Annotated in this window: 12 protein-coding genes; 9 read left to right on the top strand and 3 right to left on the bottom strand. The window is 64.9% G+C overall.

The features are described 5' to 3' along the window. Nucleotides 1-38 precede the first annotated feature (38 nt). Nucleotides 39-2,351 (bottom strand): ATP-binding protein, encoded by a 2,313-nt coding sequence (locus tag AC56KW_RS18045; protein WP_497172057.1) that lies wholly within the window; start codon nt 2,349-2,351, stop codon nt 39-41. Nucleotides 2,352-2,592: 241 nt separating this feature from the next. Here AC56KW_RS18045 and ribA point away from each other — a divergent pair, with 241 nt between their 5' ends. The 3 genes from ribA (at nt 2,593) to AC56KW_RS18030 (ending at nt 5,862) form a co-directional block, all read left to right on the top strand. Next, nucleotides 2,593-3,282: a GTP cyclohydrolase II gene (gene ribA / locus AC56KW_RS18040; RefSeq protein ID WP_497172056.1), complete on the top strand. Its 690-nt coding sequence runs from the start codon at nt 2,593-2,595 to the stop codon at nt 3,280-3,282. 82 nt (nt 3,283-3,364) lie between these two features. Continuing rightward, entirely contained in the window at nt 3,365-4,834 is a 1,470-nt protein-coding gene (locus AC56KW_RS18035; RefSeq protein WP_497172055.1) for a S1 family peptidase, read from the top strand. Between the two features lie 56 nt (nt 4,835-4,890). Then, entirely contained in the window at nt 4,891-5,862 is a 972-nt protein-coding gene (locus AC56KW_RS18030) for an FHA domain-containing protein (RefSeq protein WP_497172054.1), read from the top strand. 24 nt (nt 5,863-5,886) lie between these two features. Here the strand turns inward: AC56KW_RS18030 and AC56KW_RS18025 are convergent, their stop codons facing one another. After that, a complete protein-coding gene (locus AC56KW_RS18025; RefSeq protein ID WP_497172053.1) occupies nt 5,887-8,301 on the bottom strand; it encodes a hybrid sensor histidine kinase/response regulator in 2,415 nt (804 codons plus the stop codon). Nucleotides 8,302-8,403: 102 nt separating this feature from the next. On the opposite strand from AC56KW_RS18025, the gene AC56KW_RS18020 reads away from it, so the two are divergent. From AC56KW_RS18020 to AC56KW_RS17995, 6 genes are all read left to right on the top strand, one after another. Further along, nucleotides 8,404-9,486 carry a sensor histidine kinase gene (locus AC56KW_RS18020; protein WP_497172052.1) on the top strand — a complete coding sequence of 361 codons (1,083 nt, stop codon included), beginning with the start codon at nt 8,404-8,406 and terminating at the stop codon, nt 9,484-9,486. Nucleotides 9,487-9,507: 21 nt separating this feature from the next. Beyond that, a complete protein-coding gene (locus tag AC56KW_RS18015) occupies nt 9,508-10,233 on the top strand; it encodes a LytR/AlgR family response regulator transcription factor (RefSeq protein WP_497172051.1) in 726 nt (241 codons plus the stop codon). Nucleotides 10,234-10,312: 79 nt separating this feature from the next. Next, nucleotides 10,313-11,548: an acyltransferase family protein gene (locus AC56KW_RS18010; protein WP_497172050.1), complete on the top strand. Its 1,236-nt coding sequence runs from the start codon at nt 10,313-10,315 to the stop codon at nt 11,546-11,548. 434 nt (nt 11,549-11,982) lie between these two features. Beyond that, a complete protein-coding gene (locus AC56KW_RS18005; RefSeq protein ID WP_497172049.1) occupies nt 11,983-13,428 on the top strand; it encodes a serine hydrolase domain-containing protein in 1,446 nt (481 codons plus the stop codon). A 549-nt stretch (nt 13,429-13,977) separates the two neighbouring features. Beyond that, nucleotides 13,978-14,616, top strand: coding sequence for a class I SAM-dependent methyltransferase (locus AC56KW_RS18000; RefSeq protein ID WP_497172048.1), 639 nt, complete (start codon nt 13,978-13,980; stop codon nt 14,614-14,616). A gap of 531 nt (nt 14,617-15,147) precedes the next feature. Then, complete coding sequence (locus AC56KW_RS17995) at nt 15,148-15,819, top strand: hypothetical protein (RefSeq protein ID WP_497172047.1); 672 nt, start codon at nt 15,148-15,150, stop codon at nt 15,817-15,819. Nucleotides 15,820-16,217: 398 nt separating this feature from the next. Here the strand turns inward: AC56KW_RS17995 and AC56KW_RS17990 are convergent, their stop codons facing one another. Beyond that, nucleotides 16,218-16,529 carry a hypothetical protein gene (locus tag AC56KW_RS17990; RefSeq protein WP_497172046.1) on the bottom strand — a complete coding sequence of 104 codons (312 nt, stop codon included), beginning with the start codon at nt 16,527-16,529 and terminating at the stop codon, nt 16,218-16,220. Nucleotides 16,530-17,070 lie beyond the last annotated feature (541 nt).

Genomic DNA, 17,070 nt, shown 5'->3' with positions numbered 1-17,070 from the left:
CTCTCGATGACGCCGAAGCACGGCTTGGCGTACCAGCCCTACGGCTGACTGGCCGGCGCCGCCTGCCCCACCGGCAACGGCAACTCCACCGTGAAGCGCGTCCCCATCCCGGCCCGGGTCTCGAAGCCGATCGTGCCGCCATGCTCCTCGACGATCGCCTTGCTGATGCTCAGCCCCAGCCCGGTGCCGCTGCGCTGGCGCGAGTCGGCCCCGTCGGCCTGGGCGAAGCGCTCGAAGATGCGGCCCTGGAAGGCGGGCGCGATGCCCGGGCCCTCGTCGGTCACGCTCAGGCGCGCCCAGCCCGGACGCTGGGCCAGGCCCACCGTCACCGTCTTGCCCGATGGCGTGAACTTGATCGCGTTCGACAGCAGGTTATTGAACACCTGCACCATGCGGTCATGGTCGATCGCCGCCTGCACCTGCTCGGCGCCCGGCGGCAGGTCGAAGCGCAGCGTCACGCCGGCTTGCCGCGCCTGGCCCTCCATCGTCTCGGCCGCATGCCGCAGCAAGGGCGCCAGCGGCTGCACATTGCGTCGGTACGCCATCTGGCCGGCCTCGATCTTCTGGATGTCGAGCAGATCGTTCACCATCCGCATCAGGCGGTCGCAGCCCTGGCTGGCTATATGGATCAGCTTGGCGGCATCGGGAGGCAGCTCGCCGGCCATGCCGGTGTCGAGCAGCGACAGCGAGGCGTGGATCGACGTCAGCGGCGTGCGCAGCTCGTGCGAGACGGTGGACACGAATTCGCTCTTCATGCGTTCAACCTTCTTGCGCTCGGAGATATCGTTCAGGAACAGGCTGAAGAAGGCGTCCTCGCCCTCGCCCGCCAGCGTCACCGTGACCTCCACCGTGAACTCGACGCCCTGGCGGTTGACGACGATGCGCTCCAGGCGCCGGTCGTACGAGAATTCGCCGCCCTGGTGGTGGCCGCGCAGCGCCTTGGCGATACTGGGGCGGTAGCGCTCGGGCAGGATCATCTCCGCCAGCGGCCAGCCCACGGCCTCCTGGTGCGTCCAGCCGAACATGCGCGCGGCGGCCGGATTCCAGTCGAGGATCATGCCGCGCATATCGGCCGCGATGAAGGCGTCGTGGGCCGCGCCGACGATGGTGGCGATGCGCTGCTCGCTGGCACGCACCGAGGCCAGCGCGCGCTCCAGTTCCAGCGTGCGCTGCTCGACCCGCACTTCGAGCGTGTCGTTCAAGGCCTGCAGCTCGCCACGCTGGCGCACCAGCGCGCTCACCAGCGCATTGAACGCACCCGACAACTGGCGCACCTCGGTATAGCCGCGCCGTGCCGGCACCAGTTCCTGGCTGTCGCCACGACGCAGGCGGTCGGCCGATGCGGCCAGCGCCTTCAAGGGGCGGGTGATGCGCCGCGCCAGCAGCAGGCCGGCCAGCGAGAACAGCAGCGCCAGCGCGGCGCCGCTCCACAGCGCGCGCGCGCGCAACTCGCGCACCGGGCGATAGGCGTCCTCGACGTCCTGGCGCACCAGCACGTGCCAGCCCAGTCCCGGGAAGTCACCCACCGCACGGGTGGCGGCATAGCCGACCAGGTAGTCGCGCCCGTCCGGCCAGCGCTCGACCGCGTAGCCGGTGCGTCCCTGGCGCGCCTCGGACAGGCTGGCCAGATCCACTTTCATGTCCTGAAGGCCCTCGGGCCCGAGCAGCACCACGCCCTCGGCGCTGACGATCAGGGCCTGCACCCGGTTGCGGGTCTGGACCGGCGCGATGATCGAGCGCTCGACGTCGCGCGCCCATTCCCACGACAGGTGGGTGCCCAGCACGCCGGCCGGCTGGCCGTTCGCGTCCAGCCAGGGAAAGGCCACATCCACGAAGCGGCGCGGCTCGCCTTCCTGCACCGGCAGCAGCTTGGCCAGCAGCACGGCCTCGTGGACGTCGCCGACATAGGTGCCCTGCAGGGCGTTGACGAACCAGGGCCGCTTGGCCACGTTCTTCCCTTCCAGCAGGCCGCGCGCCTCGGCCAGCACCGTGCCGTCGAGGGCGGTCATGCCGATCCATTCGTAGTAGCCGTAGGTCGACTGCATGTCGCCCAGGATGCGGCGCCGCTCCGCGTGGCTGACGCCCGGCGCCACCAGGTCGCCCCGGCGCGCCATGAGCCGCACTTCACGGTAGCGCTCGACCATGCCGCGGTCGAGCTTGTCGGCGGTCTGCATCGCCATCTCGCCCAGCCCGCTGCCGATGCTGCCCTTGACCTGGGCGGTCGCGAAGCGCTCGACCACCTCGACCAGCAGCAGGGTCAGAACCACGGTAAGGAGCGAGAACGCGAGCGCCAGCCAGGCGCCGAGGCCGCGCGGCGTCAGGCGAACTGGAAAACGGGGGAGGTTTGGCATGCGGCACCTGGACTTGTTTTTTTGCCAGCGTATCACGCCGCTCCCGGCTTTCTGCAAGAGAAGACTTGGTCAACCGCGCGTCACGACCGATTCCATCCTGCGCGCATAAGGCCAGCGGCTTATTCCTTACGGCAGAGCCTCCGGCGGCGCGGACCGAAAAGCGGGTGATTCCGCACGGCCACGCCCGATTTCCGGTAAACTTGACGGTGATAAGTACACGTCATCGATTGGAAACACCGTCATGCAAGCTTCCGCCGCCGCCCTTACCCCGCCATCCCTGCTGGACTATGCCACCTCGTGCGCGCTGCCGACGCCGTGGGCCCAGTTTACGCTGCACGCCTGGGTCGAGCCGGCGACCGGCAAGGAACACCTGGCGATGGCCCTGGGCGACCTGTCGACCGGGGCACCGGTGCTGGCCCGCGTGCACTCCGAATGCCTGACCGGCGACGTCATGTTCTCGCAGCGTTGCGATTGCGGCGCCCAGCTCGAAGGCGCGCTGCAGCGCATCGCCGAGGAAGGCCGCGGCATTTTGCTGTACCTGCGCCAGGAAGGCCGCGGCATCGGCCTGGTCAACAAGATCCGCGCCTACCGCCTGCAGGAAGCGGGCGCCGACACGGTCGAGGCCAACCTGCAGCTGGGCTTTCACGCCGATGCCCGCAACTACGAGTTGTGCCGTCCGATGCTGGAACAGTTCGGCATCAAGTCGGTGCGCCTGATGACCAACAATCCGCGCAAGATCGACGCCCTGAACCGCATCGGCGTCCAGGTCGCCGAACGCGTGCCGCTGCTGGTCAACCGCAATGCCTACAACAACAGCTACCTGAACACCAAACAGGCCAAGCTGGGCCACATGATGGCGCCGCTGACCGCCGTCGAGCAGGGCGAGCAGGCCGTGGTCGCTCCTGCCAGCGCGCCGGCTTCGGCATCGTAATGGCCGCAAACGTGCGCTAACGCGCGCAACGCTCGTTGATCCGGTGGCAAGATAGCATTTCATACCGCCATCACTATATTGCATGAAACGAGCTGTCCTGGCATTCCTGTTGACCTGCATCGCCATCGGCGCCGCCCTCGAGGCGACGTCGCCGCCGGCGGCTGCCCAGCCCCAGGCGCAGAACATGACGCCTCCGGTGCAGCGCGCGACCCAGAACACGGCCGCAGCAGGGTCCGGGGCCGCGGTCGGCGCGCCCCCGATGCCGGTCGATACGGCGCCGGCCGCGACGCCGAATGCGCCGCTGCCCGGCGAATCCGAAGCCCAGGACGCCCTGCCCGAACCTTCGTCCGGCGCCCAGGACTTGTACGAGTCGGCGCGCGGCGACCTGCTGCAGATCCGCATGCTGCTCAAGAACGGCCGCACCCAGTCGACGGTCGGCTCGGGCTTCTTGGTCGGCACCAGCAACCTGGCCCTGACCAACTACCACGTGGTGTCGCAGATGGCGCTCGACCCGGCCATCTACACCGCCGAATACATCGACACCGACGGCAATACCGGTCCGGTGGAGCTGATGGCGGTCGACGTGCTGCACGACCTGGCCGTGGTGCGCATCAACCGCAACGGCAGCGGCTTCTTCAAGGTGCCCGAGCAGCCGGTGCGGCTGCGCCAGGGGCAGCGCCTGTACTCGCTCGGCAACCCGCTCGACCTGGGCTTCGCGATCTCGGAAGGCGCCTACAACGGCGTGCTCACCCGCAGCTTCTACGACCGCCTGATCTTCAGCGGCCCGATCAACTCGGGCATGAGCGGCGGGCCAAGCGTGACCGCCAGCGGCACCGTCGCCGGCATCAACGTCTCGCGCCGCCGGGACGGCGAGTCGGTCAGCTTCCTGGTGCCGGTCAAGCATGCGCAGGAACTGCTGCGCAAAGTGGCCGAGCAGGCGGCGCCGCCCAGCGACTTCAATCCATTGATCGGCAAGCAGCTGCTGGCGCACCAGGGCAGCATGGTCGACAAGCTGCTCGAGGAACCTCTCACGCTCAAGGGCATGGGCCAGTACCTGGTGCCGGTGCGCGAATCGGGCGAGGTGCGCTGCTGGGGGCGTTCCAACGCGCGCGGCGCGGTCTACAGCGTCGATTCGATGAGCTGCGTGATGCAGTCGGCGGTGTTCGTGTCCGACGTCCAGCAGACCGGCAACGTGGCCATGACGCACCAGTACATCCGCAGCGGCACCATGGACCCGATGCGCTTCGCGGCGCTCGCCAGCGACACCTTCCAGGTCAATAACCTGGGCAGCACGGGCGACCCGCGCCTGACCAAGCCGTTCTGCACCGAGCGCTTCGTGCACACCCGCAGCCTGCCGATGCGCGCCGTCACCTGCGTGCGCGCCTACCGCAAGTTCGAGGGCCTGTACAACTTCACCCTGCTCACCGCCAGCACCGACGCCTCGCAATCGAGCCTGCAAAGCCGCCTCGACGTGTCGGGCGTCTCGTACGAGAACGGGCTGCGTGTCACGCGCGCCTACCTGGGCGCCTTCGGGCGCAGCGGGCGCCGATGAGCAATTCCATGGACGAGTCGATGAAGCAGCGGGCGAGTGGGTCGACGAGCGCGTCGATGAGCGAGCCTGCGAGCGCCCGCTTGCGTGGACCGTGGACCATCGAGACCCTGGCCCGCAACGGCGAGGTGCTGCACCGCCACCGCGTCATGGCGCTGCCGATCCGCGTGGGGCGTGCCTACGACAATGATTTCATCGTCGACGACGACTACGCGGCGGCCCACCACGCCGTGGTCGAGGCCGGGCCGGACGGCAGGCTGCGGCTGCGTGACCTCGGCAGCCGCAACGGCATCGTGCACAAGGGCCGGCGCATCAAGGACCAGTTGGCGATCGACGGCGGCACCGTGGTGCGCATGGGCCATACGACGCTGCGCATCCGCGGCGCGGGCCACCCGGTCCCGCCCGAGCTGGTCGACCGCACCATGCACGGCTGGGAAGGCATGCTGCCGGGCGGCGCCGGCATCGTGCTCGCGCTGCTGGCGGCGCTGCTGGTGGCGTGGCTGACCGACGCCAGCAACGACCTGGAACGCTATGCCCAGTTCCCGGCCGCCGCCGCCGGCACCGGCCTGGTGTGGAGCGGCCTGTGGGCCTTCGGCAACCGCCTGTTCGGGCGCCGCGCACGCCTCGGGCGCCACCTGTTCATCTTCGGCTGCGCGCTGGCGGCGCTGGTGGGTGTGCGCCTGCTGGCCAGCGTGGTGGCCTATGCCTGGTCGATCGAATGGCTGACGGCGTACGCCTCGCATGCGGCGGTGATCACGGTGGCGGTCGCGGTCTACTTCCACCTCGCCACCGTCACCCCGCAGTTCCGGCGCCGCTTGCGGCTGGCCTGCGGCGCGCTGGCGGTATTGTCGTCGATCCTGATCCTGGCCGGGAACATGCAGCGCCACGGCCGCACCGCCGACGAGCTGTACATGCCGGTGCTGCTGCCGCCCGAGCTGCGCGCCAGCCCCGACGTGCCGGTGGCCGACTACATCAACGAGGTCGGCGCGATGAAGAAAGAGATCGACGCCGAGCGTGGCGGCGCGCAGTAGACCGCGCCGCCGCGCTCCAAGCGCCTAGCCGAGCCGCCCGAGCAGGCGGCTCAGCGTCTCGGCCGCGATCGGTTTCGTGAAGTGGTGGTCGAACCCGGCCTCGCGCGCGCGCACCTGGTCTTCTTCCGAACCCCAGCCGGTGACGGCGACGATGGTGGTATGCGCCAGCGCCGGCAACGCGCGCAGGCGCTGCGCCAGCTCGTAGCCGGTCATGCCCGGCATGCCGATGTCGAGGAACGCGATGTCGGGCGTGAAGTCGCTTACCAGCGCCAGCGCATCGCGGCCGTTGGTCGCGGTGCGAATCTCGTGTGCGTTCAGCCGGAGCAGCAGCGACAGGCTCTCGGCGGCATCGGTATTGTCGTCCACCACCAGGATGCGGAACGACCGGCGCGGGACGGCGCGCTGCTCCGGCAACGGCGCCTCGCCCTGCCCGTCGGCATGCATGCCGAGCGGCAGGCGCACGGTGAAGGTGCTGCCCTGGCCCGCCCCGGCGCTGTGCACCGCAACGGCGCCGCCGTGCAGGGTCACGAGCTGGCGCACCAGCGACAGGCCGATGCCCAGCCCGCCCTGGGCCAGGCCGCCGCTGTCGCCGACCTGGCTGAACATCTCGAAGATCTCGTCGTGGTGCTCGGGCAAGATGCCGACGCCGCTGTCGCTCACCGCGATGATGGCCTCGCCCCCCTCCTTGCGCACGTCGAGATGGAGGTCGCCCCCGGGTGGCGTGTATTTGGCGGCATTGGTCAGCAGGTTGCTCACCACCTGGGCAATACGCGTCGGATCGATGTGCAGCAACAGCGCTTCGGGCCACAACTGGACGGCGAGCCGGTGGCGCGCGCCCTGGATCACCGCGTTGCTGGTTTCCACCGCGCTCGTCACCACCCGGTTGAGGTCAACCAGCTGCCTGCGGATCTCGATCTTGCCGCTGCTGACGCGGGCAACGTCGAGCAGGTCGTCGACCAGGTGCGACAGTTGGCGGGTCTGGCGCTCGAGCATCTCGCGCACGCGCACCAATGCTTCCGGGCTGTCGGCGCGCAGGCGCATGATCTCGAGGCCGGTGCGGATGGTTGCCATGGGATTGCGCAGCTCGTGCGCCAGCACCGCCAGGAATTCGCTCTTGCGCCGGCTCGCCTCGGAAGCTTCCTGGGCCAGGCGCCGCATGTTTTGCTCGATGCGTTTCCTTTCGCTGGTGTCGCGAAACACCAGCGCCACGTGGCGCGCCTCGGGTGCGCCGATGCGCGAGGCGTTGACCTCGAACCAGCGTTCGAGCTTGGGCGAATACTGCTCGAACAGGATCGAATCGCCGCTGAGGGCCACGGCGCCGTAGCGTTCCAGCCAGACCGATTCGAGGCCGGGCGCCAGTTCATGCACCGATCGCCCCCTGGCATCGACGATGCCGCTCTGGATCTCGAACATCGGATTGACTTCCAGGAACAGCAGGTCGATCGGCGCGCCATCGGCATCGAACTTCACCTCCAGGATGCAGAAGGCTTCGTCCACCTCCTCGAACAGCTTGCGGTATTTTTCCTCGGACTCGCGCAAGGCCGCCTCGGTGCGCTTGACACGGTCGATGTCGGTGATCACGGAGACCTGGCCGCTGACCCTGCCGTCGGCATCGAGGATCGGCACCGAGCTGATATGGGCCCAGACCTCGCGTCCGCCATCCTCGCGGTACAGGGCTTCCACGCCCGGCACCACACGCTCGCCGCGCAGCGCCCGCGCGCCGGGAAAATCGTGCCGGGCCACCGGCCTGCCCCCGGCATCGCGCAGGTCCCAGCGTTCGAAGCGCCGCTCATCCTGCGACGGCAAACGCTGCGTCGGCAGGTAGCGCACCATCGCGTCGTTGCTCAGCACGATCGCGCCGCTGGCGTCACTGACGGCGACGCCGACCGGCAAGCTGTCGAACAGGGCCGACAGGCGCGCGTCGCTGGCCTGGCGCGCCTGGTCGGCGCGGCGCGCTTCGAGTACGTGAGCGGTGATCTCGAACGCGGTGTGGACGAAGCCGCCCACCTTGCCGTCCGCGCCACGCAGGGGCACATAAGCGGCGCTGAACCACCGCTGGCAGTCCTCGTCTCCCGGCGCGGGCGTCACGCACAGTTCCTTGACGTGACCAGGCCTGCCGGCCATCGCGGCATCGGCCAGGGGTTGGACATCGGGCCACATGGTCGGCATGACCTCGCTGAGCGGCCTGCCGAACGAGATAGGATGACGCGCGCCCAGCAAGTCGGCGTACGCGTCGTTGTACAGCATCAGGTAACGACCGCTCCAGCATACCAGTGTCGGATGCGGCGAATCGAGCATCAGGTCGAGCGCTACCCGCAACTCGATCGGCCAGTCATTCTGGTCGCCCATGGGGCTCGTTCGCCAGTCAAGGACCGCGAACATGGCGCGCATCGACCGGGGATAGGTGGGATCGTCGTAGTTTCGGCCAAATTCGCTCATGATTCCATTGTCGCATGCAGAGGCTGCCAGAAGCGGCAATCGTCACGAATTGTCACATCGGCATTCGAGCACATCACTTTGACAACTTACGGCCGATGCCCGATGATCGGACTTGTCGCCTTTTTCTACCCGCACATGTCCTGGAACCGCAGCCTGGTCGTCGCCAGCATTGCCTGGGTCCTGTTCTGGACCCTGATGGTGCTGGTCGCGCTGGAAGATTACCGGCGCGACGGCGGCACGGCGCCCTGGCAGCCGATCCTGTGGGAGACCTCGTCGGCGGTCGTTGCGACGGTCCTGTTCTTGATCCAGCGCCGCTTCGGCAGCGCCGACGACGCGCTGCTTGCCACGCCGTGGCGCTGGTTCGGCCGCCAGCTGCGCTGGCTGCCACTGTACTGGTTCGGCTTCACGCCGACCGTGTTCGCGATCCGCCACGGCGTCTATTTCCTGGCCGGCGCCAGCTACGACCACGAGCCATGGTCCGAGGTCTTCGTCTACGAGGCGCTCAAGATCTCGCTGTTCTTCGGCCTGTTTACGACGATCGGCTTCGGGCTGCTGTCCTATCGCGAAATGATGAAGGAAAGGGTGAAGGCCGAGCAGGCCGGCGCCCTGCTGCGCGAAGCCCAACTCGAACGCCTGACGCGCCAGATGCAGCCGCACTTCCTGTTCAACGCGCTCAATACGATCTCGTCGCTGATGCATACCGACGTGGCGCGCGCCGACGCCACCCTGGTGCGCCTGGCCGACGTGCTGCGCGCCACGCTGGCGCTGGGCGAGCGGCCCCAGGCCAGCCTGCGCAACGAGCTGCGCCTGGCCCAGGGCTATGCCGCGGTGATGGCCGAGCGCTTCGAGGGCCGGGTGACGCTGGACTGGGATATCGACCCGGCGGCGCTGGACGTCATGCTGCCCGCGATCAGCCTGCAGCCGCTGCTCGAGAACGTGTTCAAGCACACGGTCGGGCGGCGGCGCGAAGCGACCGCGATCCGGGTCACGGCCGGCACCGACGGCGACATGATGGTCCTGCGGGTGGAGGACGATGGCGGCGTGCTGGCCGAGTCGGGTACGCCCGGCATCACGGTGGCCAACCTGCGCACGCGGCTGGCGGCCCTGCACGATGGGCGTGCAGGCCTGGACCTGGTTGCGCTGGCGCCCGCCGGCGTACGCGCCGAACTGAGGGTGCCATGTTGAGGATGCGAAGGTGATGGTGCAATGAGGCTGCTGATCGTCGACGACGAACGCCCGGCGCGCGACCGGCTGCGCCGCATGCTGGCGCTGGAGCCGGGCATCGAATCGGTCCGCGATGCCGTCGATGGCGTCGAGGCCCTGCGCATGGTGGAGAGCGAACGGCCGGACGCGCTGCTGCTCGATATCGAGATGCCGGAGCTGTCGGGCATCGACCTGGCCGCCTCGCTGCCGGCGCCGGCGCCGCTGGTGGTGTTCGTCACCGCCCATGAAGACTACGCGCTGCGCGCCTTCGACAGCGAAGCCGTGGACTACCTGCTCAAGCCCTTCGACCAGGCCCGCCTGCACCGGGCGCTCGACCGGCTGCGGGCGCGCCTGGCGGCGCCGCCGCAACCGGCGGCGGCGCTTTCCGGTGCGCCGCGCCAGCTTCTGGTGAGCGAACGCGGCGCGACCCGCGTGGTGCAGGTGGCCGACATCGAGTGGCTCGAGACGGCGGACAACTACGTGGCGCTGCACACGCCTGCCGGCGCGCCGCTGCTGCGCCAGAGCCTCGGCGCCCTGCTCGACCAGCTGGGGCCCGCCTTCGTGCGCTGCCACCGGCGCGCGGCGGTGCGGCTGGCGGCCATCGAGCGCATCGCGCCGCTGGACAGGGGCGACTGCGAACTCGTGCTGCAAAGCGGCGCCCGTGTGCCGTGCAGCCGCCAGCATCGGCCCGCCGTGCTCGAACGCCTGGAGCCGGCTCGCCCCATGTAGGACCCGGTTCGCCCCCTGGCGCTCGCCTTTTGCCCAGCCACACGCGATGCTGGCGTCTCCACCATCATCCGAGCACGCCATGCAACCAGCCCCTTCCGCCCGCAACCACCGCCTGTACTTCCTCGACTGGGTCCGCATCCTGGCATTTTTCGTGCTGATCGCCTATCACGTCGGCATGTACTACGTGAGCTGGGACTGGCACGTGAAGAGTCCGCATGCGGGCACGGGGCCCGAACCGTTCATGCTGCTGTCTTCGCCGTGGCGCCTGACCCTGCTGTTCTTCGTGGCCGGCGCCGCCTCGCATTTCCTGCTGCACAAGACCACGCCGGGCGCCTTCCTGCGTCGGCGCAGCCTGCGCCTGCTGCTGCCGCTGCTGTTCGGGATGCTGGTCATCGTGCCGCTCCAGCCCTATCTCGAGGTGGTCGAGAAACTCGGCTATGCCGACGGCATCAACGCCTTCATGCGCCTGTACCTCGCCGGCTACGACGGCTTCTGCAAGGACGGTTGCCTGATCCTGCCGACCTGGAACCACCTGTGGTTCGTCGCCTACCTGTGGGTCTATACCCTGCTGCTTGCCGCCTGCGTGGCGCTGCTGCCGGCCGGCCGCCTCGAGGCGCTGGCCCGGCGCACCGCGGCCGGCCTGCACGGCTGGAAGCTGATCGTGTTGCCGGCACTGTTCCTGGCCGCCGTGCGCATCCTGCTGGCCGACCATTTTCCATCGACCCACGCCCTGGTCGACGACTGGTTCAACCATGCCACCTACCTGCCGATGTTCCTGCTCGGCGCCCTGGTGGCGCGCAGCGAGCAGCTATGGGAAGGCATGGAGGGCGCGCGCTGGGCCGCCCTTGGCCTTGCCCTGGCCGGCTGGGCCGCTATCGTGGCATGGTATGCCGCGCCCCACCACCAACACACCGAGCAGTTCATGGCGCTGTGGGTGCCGGTCATGCGCTGCGTGTACACGCTGTGCGCCTGGAGCGCCATCGTCGCCGCCTGCGGCTTCGCGCGCCGCCACCTCGACCGCGACGGGCCGGCGCGCCGCTACCTCACCGAAGCGGTATTCCCGGTGTATATCGCGCACCAGACCCTCATCGTGGTGATGGCGCACGCCTTCAAGCCGCTCGGCCTGGCGCCAGGCGTCGAGGCGCTCCTGCTGATGGTGCTCACCGCCACCGGCAGCTTCGGACTGTACGAGGCCGTGCGCCGCCTGCCGTGGGCGCGGCCGCTGTTCGGGCTGGCGCCGCGGCTGCGAGCCGCGGCCACGGCAACCACGACGACCGCGGCATCGGCGCCGGCGCCGGCGCCGCTCACGCACTGATATCGGCCGACTCAATGCGTGCCGCCCACCTGTGGGCCCTGCTGGGCCGCCGGTGACCGGCATGCTGCGGCGACCACGCGGTCTGCGCCGCGCCATCGCTGCGCGGATCGATCTCACCGTCGGCCCGCGCGAACGGATCGGTCATGTGCCTGGGCACGAAGAATGAAGACTAAGCGCGTGTAATAAAACACCTTGCCTGCTCCGGTAGCAAACCCCATACACTGAGCCGGCGTCAGCTATCGGTCCAGGAGCGGACGTGAGGTCAGGCAAGGAGATGGCGCACGTTCACGGTTGCACGATAGGCGTGATGTCGTACGGCGGACGCACCATCTTCACCTTCAATATGCCCGTCGCATAGCTGCCGTTCGCTGCTTGTGCTGCTGTTTGCGTAGCGCCATAATGCTTGTTGTTTACACAAATCGCATAAAGAGCCGATGTCCGCCAAATATCCTGCAGCGCCCCGCTTTCTTCTGCTTGTCGCCGTGCTTGCGACGCTGTCCGCCCTTGCCCGCGCCGACGACGCAGCCGCCATCGCCCGCATCGAGGCGGGTCTGCGCCCGGCGATCGCGCTGTCCACCGTACCTGTCAAGACCGAGACGCTGCAGGACGCGATGGCGCGTCTGAACGTCCCGGGCGTGAGCGTAGCCGTGATCAAGGCCGGCAAAGTAGCCTGGTCACGCGGCTATGGCGTGGCATGGGTCGGTGGGCCAGCTATCACGCCCCGGACCCTGTTCCAGGCGGCCTCGGTCAGCAAGCCGGTCGCCGCCATGGCGGCGCTGCGCATGGTCGAACAGGGCCAGCTCGACCTCGATGCCGACATCAACACCGGTCTTACAAGCTGGAAGCTGCCGGAAGGTAAAGGCAAACCGAGCGTACGCCAGTTGCTGTCGCACACTGGAGGTATGACAGTGTCGGGCTTCCCTGGTTATGCGGCGGGGAAGTCGGTGCCGACGTTGGTGCAGGTGCTGGATGGCGCCTGGTCGGCCAATACCAAGGCGATCAGGGTCGATGCGGTGCCCGGATCGGCATGGCGCTATTCCGGTGGCGGCTACACGGTGCTGCAGCAGGCGATGATCGACCGCAGCGGCAAGCCCTTCGACGTGCTGCTGCGGGAATCGGTCCTGAAACCGCTGGGCATGAGCGACAGCAGCTTCTCGCAGCCGCTACCAGCGGCCTTGCAAGCACAGGCCGCCCGCGCCCATCGCCACGACGGCAAACCCTACCCTGGTGGCGCCCATACCTATCCCGAGCTGGCGGCGGCCGGCCTGTGGACCACTGCGGAAGACCTGGCCAAGTTCGCGATCGCAATCCAGCAAGGCGCAGCGGGCAGCAATGGCGTGATCTCGGCGGCCATGACGCGCACCATGCTTTCCCCTGTGATGGGCGACTACGCGCTAGGCCTGCAGATTCGCGACGGTGGCAAGGCCTTTGAACACAACGGCAGCAATATGGGCTTCAGGGCCGCCATGGTCGGCTCGACGGACAGCGGCGATGGCGCAGTGATCCTGACCAATGGCGACCAAGGCGGTGAACTGGCGGCGGGCCTGTTGCGCGCCATCGCGCATGAGTACCAGTGGGCGACCCACCAGACCCGGCTCCGTACCGCGGTCACGCTGCCGACTGAAACGGCCAAGTCGCTGATCGGCCATTACAAGCTCGAAGGCCTGCCCGACTTCCACATCGCCGAGCGCGACGGCCAGCTGATGATCGCTCCGCGCCCGGGCAAGTGGGAGCCGCTGTATGCGGAATCCGACAAACTGCTGTTCATCCTGTCGCGCAATCTCGAGATATTACCGACCGACGCCAACAGCGGCTACAACGTACTGGGCGCCTCCAAGCGCGCATACAAACGCGTAAGCAGTAGGAACCCGTTCTGGTAAGCGGAGTTGCTCCTGGCTCGGCTAAGCAGGAGCCTGCTCATATCAACGAGGTGCGGTGTACCGTACCTTCTAAGACTCCTCTGTAGTAAAGCTTTCTCTTCAGTCGTTACGCAGCATAGCGGTCACTGTCACCAAGGCCTGAACCGACCCCGGGCAGCCCCTCAAGATACAGGCAATTCCGGTCGGCCGATTCCGCATGCCTGGTTGCCATCGGTAAAAACTCTCCAACTGACAGACAGCGTCCGACACAGTCAATCCGATCTGCTGCAACTGTTCAGTCAACGCGACATAACCAGGAATTTCTGATGTGGCGAACGCCGGTCGGAGGCCAAGGCTACTACACTGATCCTGTCCATTTACGGCAAGGCTGCCGATGTCATTGCAGGCATCGCCTCATCACGGAAACCACTCATGCTCCGCATCCGCTTGCGCAATTGCCGCACCTCACACATTCATCGCACCCTACCCATCTTGCTGGTTTGCCTGTGGGCCCTAACGTTGCTGTCATCCGCTAGTTGCGATGCTGCGGTACCGGCAGCAGCCGCCGATATGCGCTACGAACGCGTCGCACGCAGCCCGGATGGCATCGGCAAGCGCTATATGGGCCGCGAGATCGCCGACGTGATGGGATGGGAGGGCGCCCAATGGCTCGAGCGCGAAAGCCGGGCACGTGAGGAGCGGCCGGAATTGCTTCTGCCGGAACTGGCGCTGGCGCCGGGCATGACGGTAGCCGACATCGGCGCCGGCACTGGCTACTATACCTGGCAGCTGGCGAAACAGGTCGGGCCGAGCGGACGTGTATATGCAGTCGACGTCCAGCCGGAAATGATTAGCATGCTCGACAGCCAGATGGCAAAGCGCGGCGTGCGCAATGTGGTGTCGGTGCTAGGCAGCGAGACCACCGTCAAACTGCCCCCGGCCAGCGTCGACTTGGCAATCATGGTCGATGTCTATCACGAGCTCGCTTATCCTTCGGAGGTCCTTGACAGCATCGTCGACGCCCTCAAGCCTGGCGGGCGCGTCGTCTTCGTCGAATATCGGGCCGAGGATCCGGCAGTCGCGATCAAGCCGCTGCATAAGATGAGCGAGCGGCAAATACGGCGTGAAGCCACTGCGCATGGTCTGAAGTGGGAACGCAGCATCAAATCGCTGCCGATCCAGCACGCGATCGTGTTTCGGAAGCCCTGAGCACAGATTTTCCTGCGAAATCGCGTGCTAAGGCAATGTGTCCCCAATGAAGTACTGCTGCTTACGACCCAAAGCAGACATCGGCGTGAGCATCTCTCGCCAGTGCAAGGGAAACTTTATAACAGATGTGTTGCACAGTAAGCAACTGCCCTGAGCGCTTAACAAAGTAGAGTTGCCAGTTGACAATTACAGTGACAAACTATGGTATCGCATCCATTCATCCTAGAGTGAAAACCTTAATCTAAGCTGCCGTAGCGTGTACCTATATGCTCATTTCGATCTGCGGCAGTGACCCCGATGCCAGCCGAAATGCCGCGTTGCAGTAATTACGCATACAGTGCTGTGCGCGAGGCTTACTACCGATACACCTGTTCGCTCAGGGAGCAGCTGATCATGTCTGCAGTAGGCGCCTTGCCAACCAAACGCGAGCCAGCAATGCTATGCAGATTGCTTTTATTAAACATATTGTGTGATACTCAAAAGCCGGCGGGCGATGCTTGCAGCATATCAAAACCATAACTAGGAAGTTGCATGATGTTTTCAAAAATAGCAAAGAAATTCATTCTGGTATTTCTTTTGGCGAGTAATTTCAGTGCGGCTTACGCTGCGGGACCAGCTAAAAGCGAGCCAAGTATTGTCATTGACGGGACGATTACTAAGATTAAAGCCCAGAAGTCCGGAGAGCGCGTGCTCGTTGACTTAAAAGACTTGGCCCAAGAAATGAACTGGAAGGTACAGACGTCGAAATCAGTTATAAGCATCCAGCGTCAAGAAAAAATTGCAGCAACCGCCTCAGTGTCAATTCCAGCGAAGATCAGTGGAGCGCTCGTCTATTATTTCAATCGGAACTTTGGATCTAAGCCAGACACAGGCTCGACAGTGCTTTTGGTAGATCAGAATGAAGAGTTTGAGCCCGCAGATGATGACTTCGTGCTTCCTACCTCAAGTAGCATAGTATGGAAAAAAAACGGTGCGGCTAACAGCGTAAATGTCCCGGTGAAATACGCGACAACCGCAGATGGCAGCGGCCGCTATGAATTTTCCGCTGTCTCCCCTGGTAATTATATGCTTGTGATGAAGTCGGCGCATTCTAAAGGAATGGGAATGCGAAATTTGATGGGAAAATGGTACATGGCAACCATCACCGTCAAACATGGTGACGTCATCGACAGGTCGCACGACTTTGGAATGTCCGACCATTGAGCAAATAATCTCTTCCGCTCGGAGGAGCTGTTACGCATTCGGATCCTCGTAAGTGGACATGCCTTTTCCTCGGTCAAAACAGTGCGGCCAACCGTTGTTTGAAGCGGTCTAGTGCGTCGGTTGACTAGGGAATGTCCGCTGTTGGCCGATTACCGACTCACCTGACCGTTGCAATTTTCGCGTCCAGGCTGCGAGATGGCTTGCATTCTCCATTAGAGGGTGTAGATAAATCAACGCCGCACGCCAACCTATTGAATAGCATACGCGCTTCTGCCGGACTAAATTTCTGATTGGCTGGCACCGACGGGCATCCAATGGCTCTGCTGATGTCGTCAGGTGCTGAAATCAGCCATATCCGACAGCGCATAAACGACGCTTGAGCCGCGTCTGGGTATATTTTACTGTTCAACAGCAAGTTTAGTATCTAGGTAATCTAGGCCGCCAGATAAACTCTTAACGATCTTCCGTAATTTTTGGAGCTCGGCTCGACGGTCCGAGAGTTTCCACCTCTCGGTTTCCTCCCATGCCTTTCGTGTTACTTCTTGCTGCATACAATGTTCGAGGATAATTGCTTCTCTGGTCCGGTGAGACGTCTCGTCTTCGTCGATTTCAAAAATCTTTAAATTAACGTCGATACTAAAGCGCTTCCCCCACCAAGCAAAGACAATAACACCCCGGACATTAGCATCGAGCCAGCTAAATTGCTCCATACAGGGCAATGCTACCTATTAACTCTATTAAATTTTTTTGAACGTATCCGCCTAACGGATGTATTCTCTCCGAGCTAATCTCTTCCATTATTTTGATAAGTGTAAATTTTAATAAAAAAGACATGTGGTCTAATACTGTCTTCATTGATGAATTTTCGCAATTGTCGTGTTGGTTGCGTATGCGCTACATCCAAACGTCAAGGGTGGACGCTTCTGGCTGAATGCAAACCTTCCGAGTCATCCTTTTTCATCTTACACGCGGCGAAATCTGATAACGTATTTATCGTTATCTATCTCCAGAACTTCGCCGACTAGATCATCGCGAAGAACGAACTCCTTTCGTATCATGCTGGCGTCTTCGCCATCTTCGATCCGCTCCACCTGATCGGTCTTCACAATGACTAGACGCACCACACGCTGCTCCTCGGTAAGCGTGCAGCCCACCCACCTGTAACGTAGCCGCGATGACGTGCAGACTCGAGGTTTTCTACTTCGAGGATTCCATGACCCGTCAACGCATTCCCGCATCGACCTGGCATGA

Source organism: Telluria sp. RT2P19, from assembly GCF_059685725.1.
The sequence above is the reverse complement of the archived record's forward strand: the minus strand, read 5'-3'. Positions and strand labels throughout refer to the sequence as shown.

Coding starts and splice junctions, on each gene's coding strand:
- AC56KW_RS18020 (WP_497172052.1), top strand. CDS start 8,404: ATGATCGGACTTGTCGCCTTTTTCTACCCGCACATGTCCTGGAACCGC.
- AC56KW_RS18010 (WP_497172050.1), top strand. CDS start 10,313: ATGCAACCAGCCCCTTCCGCCCGCAACCACCGCCTGTACTTCCTCGAC.
- ribA (WP_497172056.1), top strand. CDS start 2,593: ATGCAAGCTTCCGCCGCCGCCCTTACCCCGCCATCCCTGCTGGACTAT.
- AC56KW_RS18045 (WP_497172057.1), bottom strand. CDS start 2,351: ATGCCAAACCTCCCCCGTTTTCCAGTTCGCCTGACGCCGCGCGGCCTC.
- AC56KW_RS17990 (WP_497172046.1), bottom strand. CDS start 16,529: ATGGAGCAATTTAGCTGGCTCGATGCTAATGTCCGGGGTGTTATTGTC.
- AC56KW_RS17995 (WP_497172047.1), top strand. CDS start 15,148: ATGATGTTTTCAAAAATAGCAAAGAAATTCATTCTGGTATTTCTTTTG.
- AC56KW_RS18035 (WP_497172055.1), top strand. CDS start 3,365: ATGAAACGAGCTGTCCTGGCATTCCTGTTGACCTGCATCGCCATCGGC.
- AC56KW_RS18030 (WP_497172054.1), top strand. CDS start 4,891: ATGAGCGAGCCTGCGAGCGCCCGCTTGCGTGGACCGTGGACCATCGAG.
- AC56KW_RS18000 (WP_497172048.1), top strand. CDS start 13,978: ATGCGCTACGAACGCGTCGCACGCAGCCCGGATGGCATCGGCAAGCGC.
- AC56KW_RS18015 (WP_497172051.1), top strand. CDS start 9,508: ATGAGGCTGCTGATCGTCGACGACGAACGCCCGGCGCGCGACCGGCTG.
- AC56KW_RS18025 (WP_497172053.1), bottom strand. CDS start 8,301: ATGAGCGAATTTGGCCGAAACTACGACGATCCCACCTATCCCCGGTCG.
- AC56KW_RS18005 (WP_497172049.1), top strand. CDS start 11,983: ATGTCCGCCAAATATCCTGCAGCGCCCCGCTTTCTTCTGCTTGTCGCC.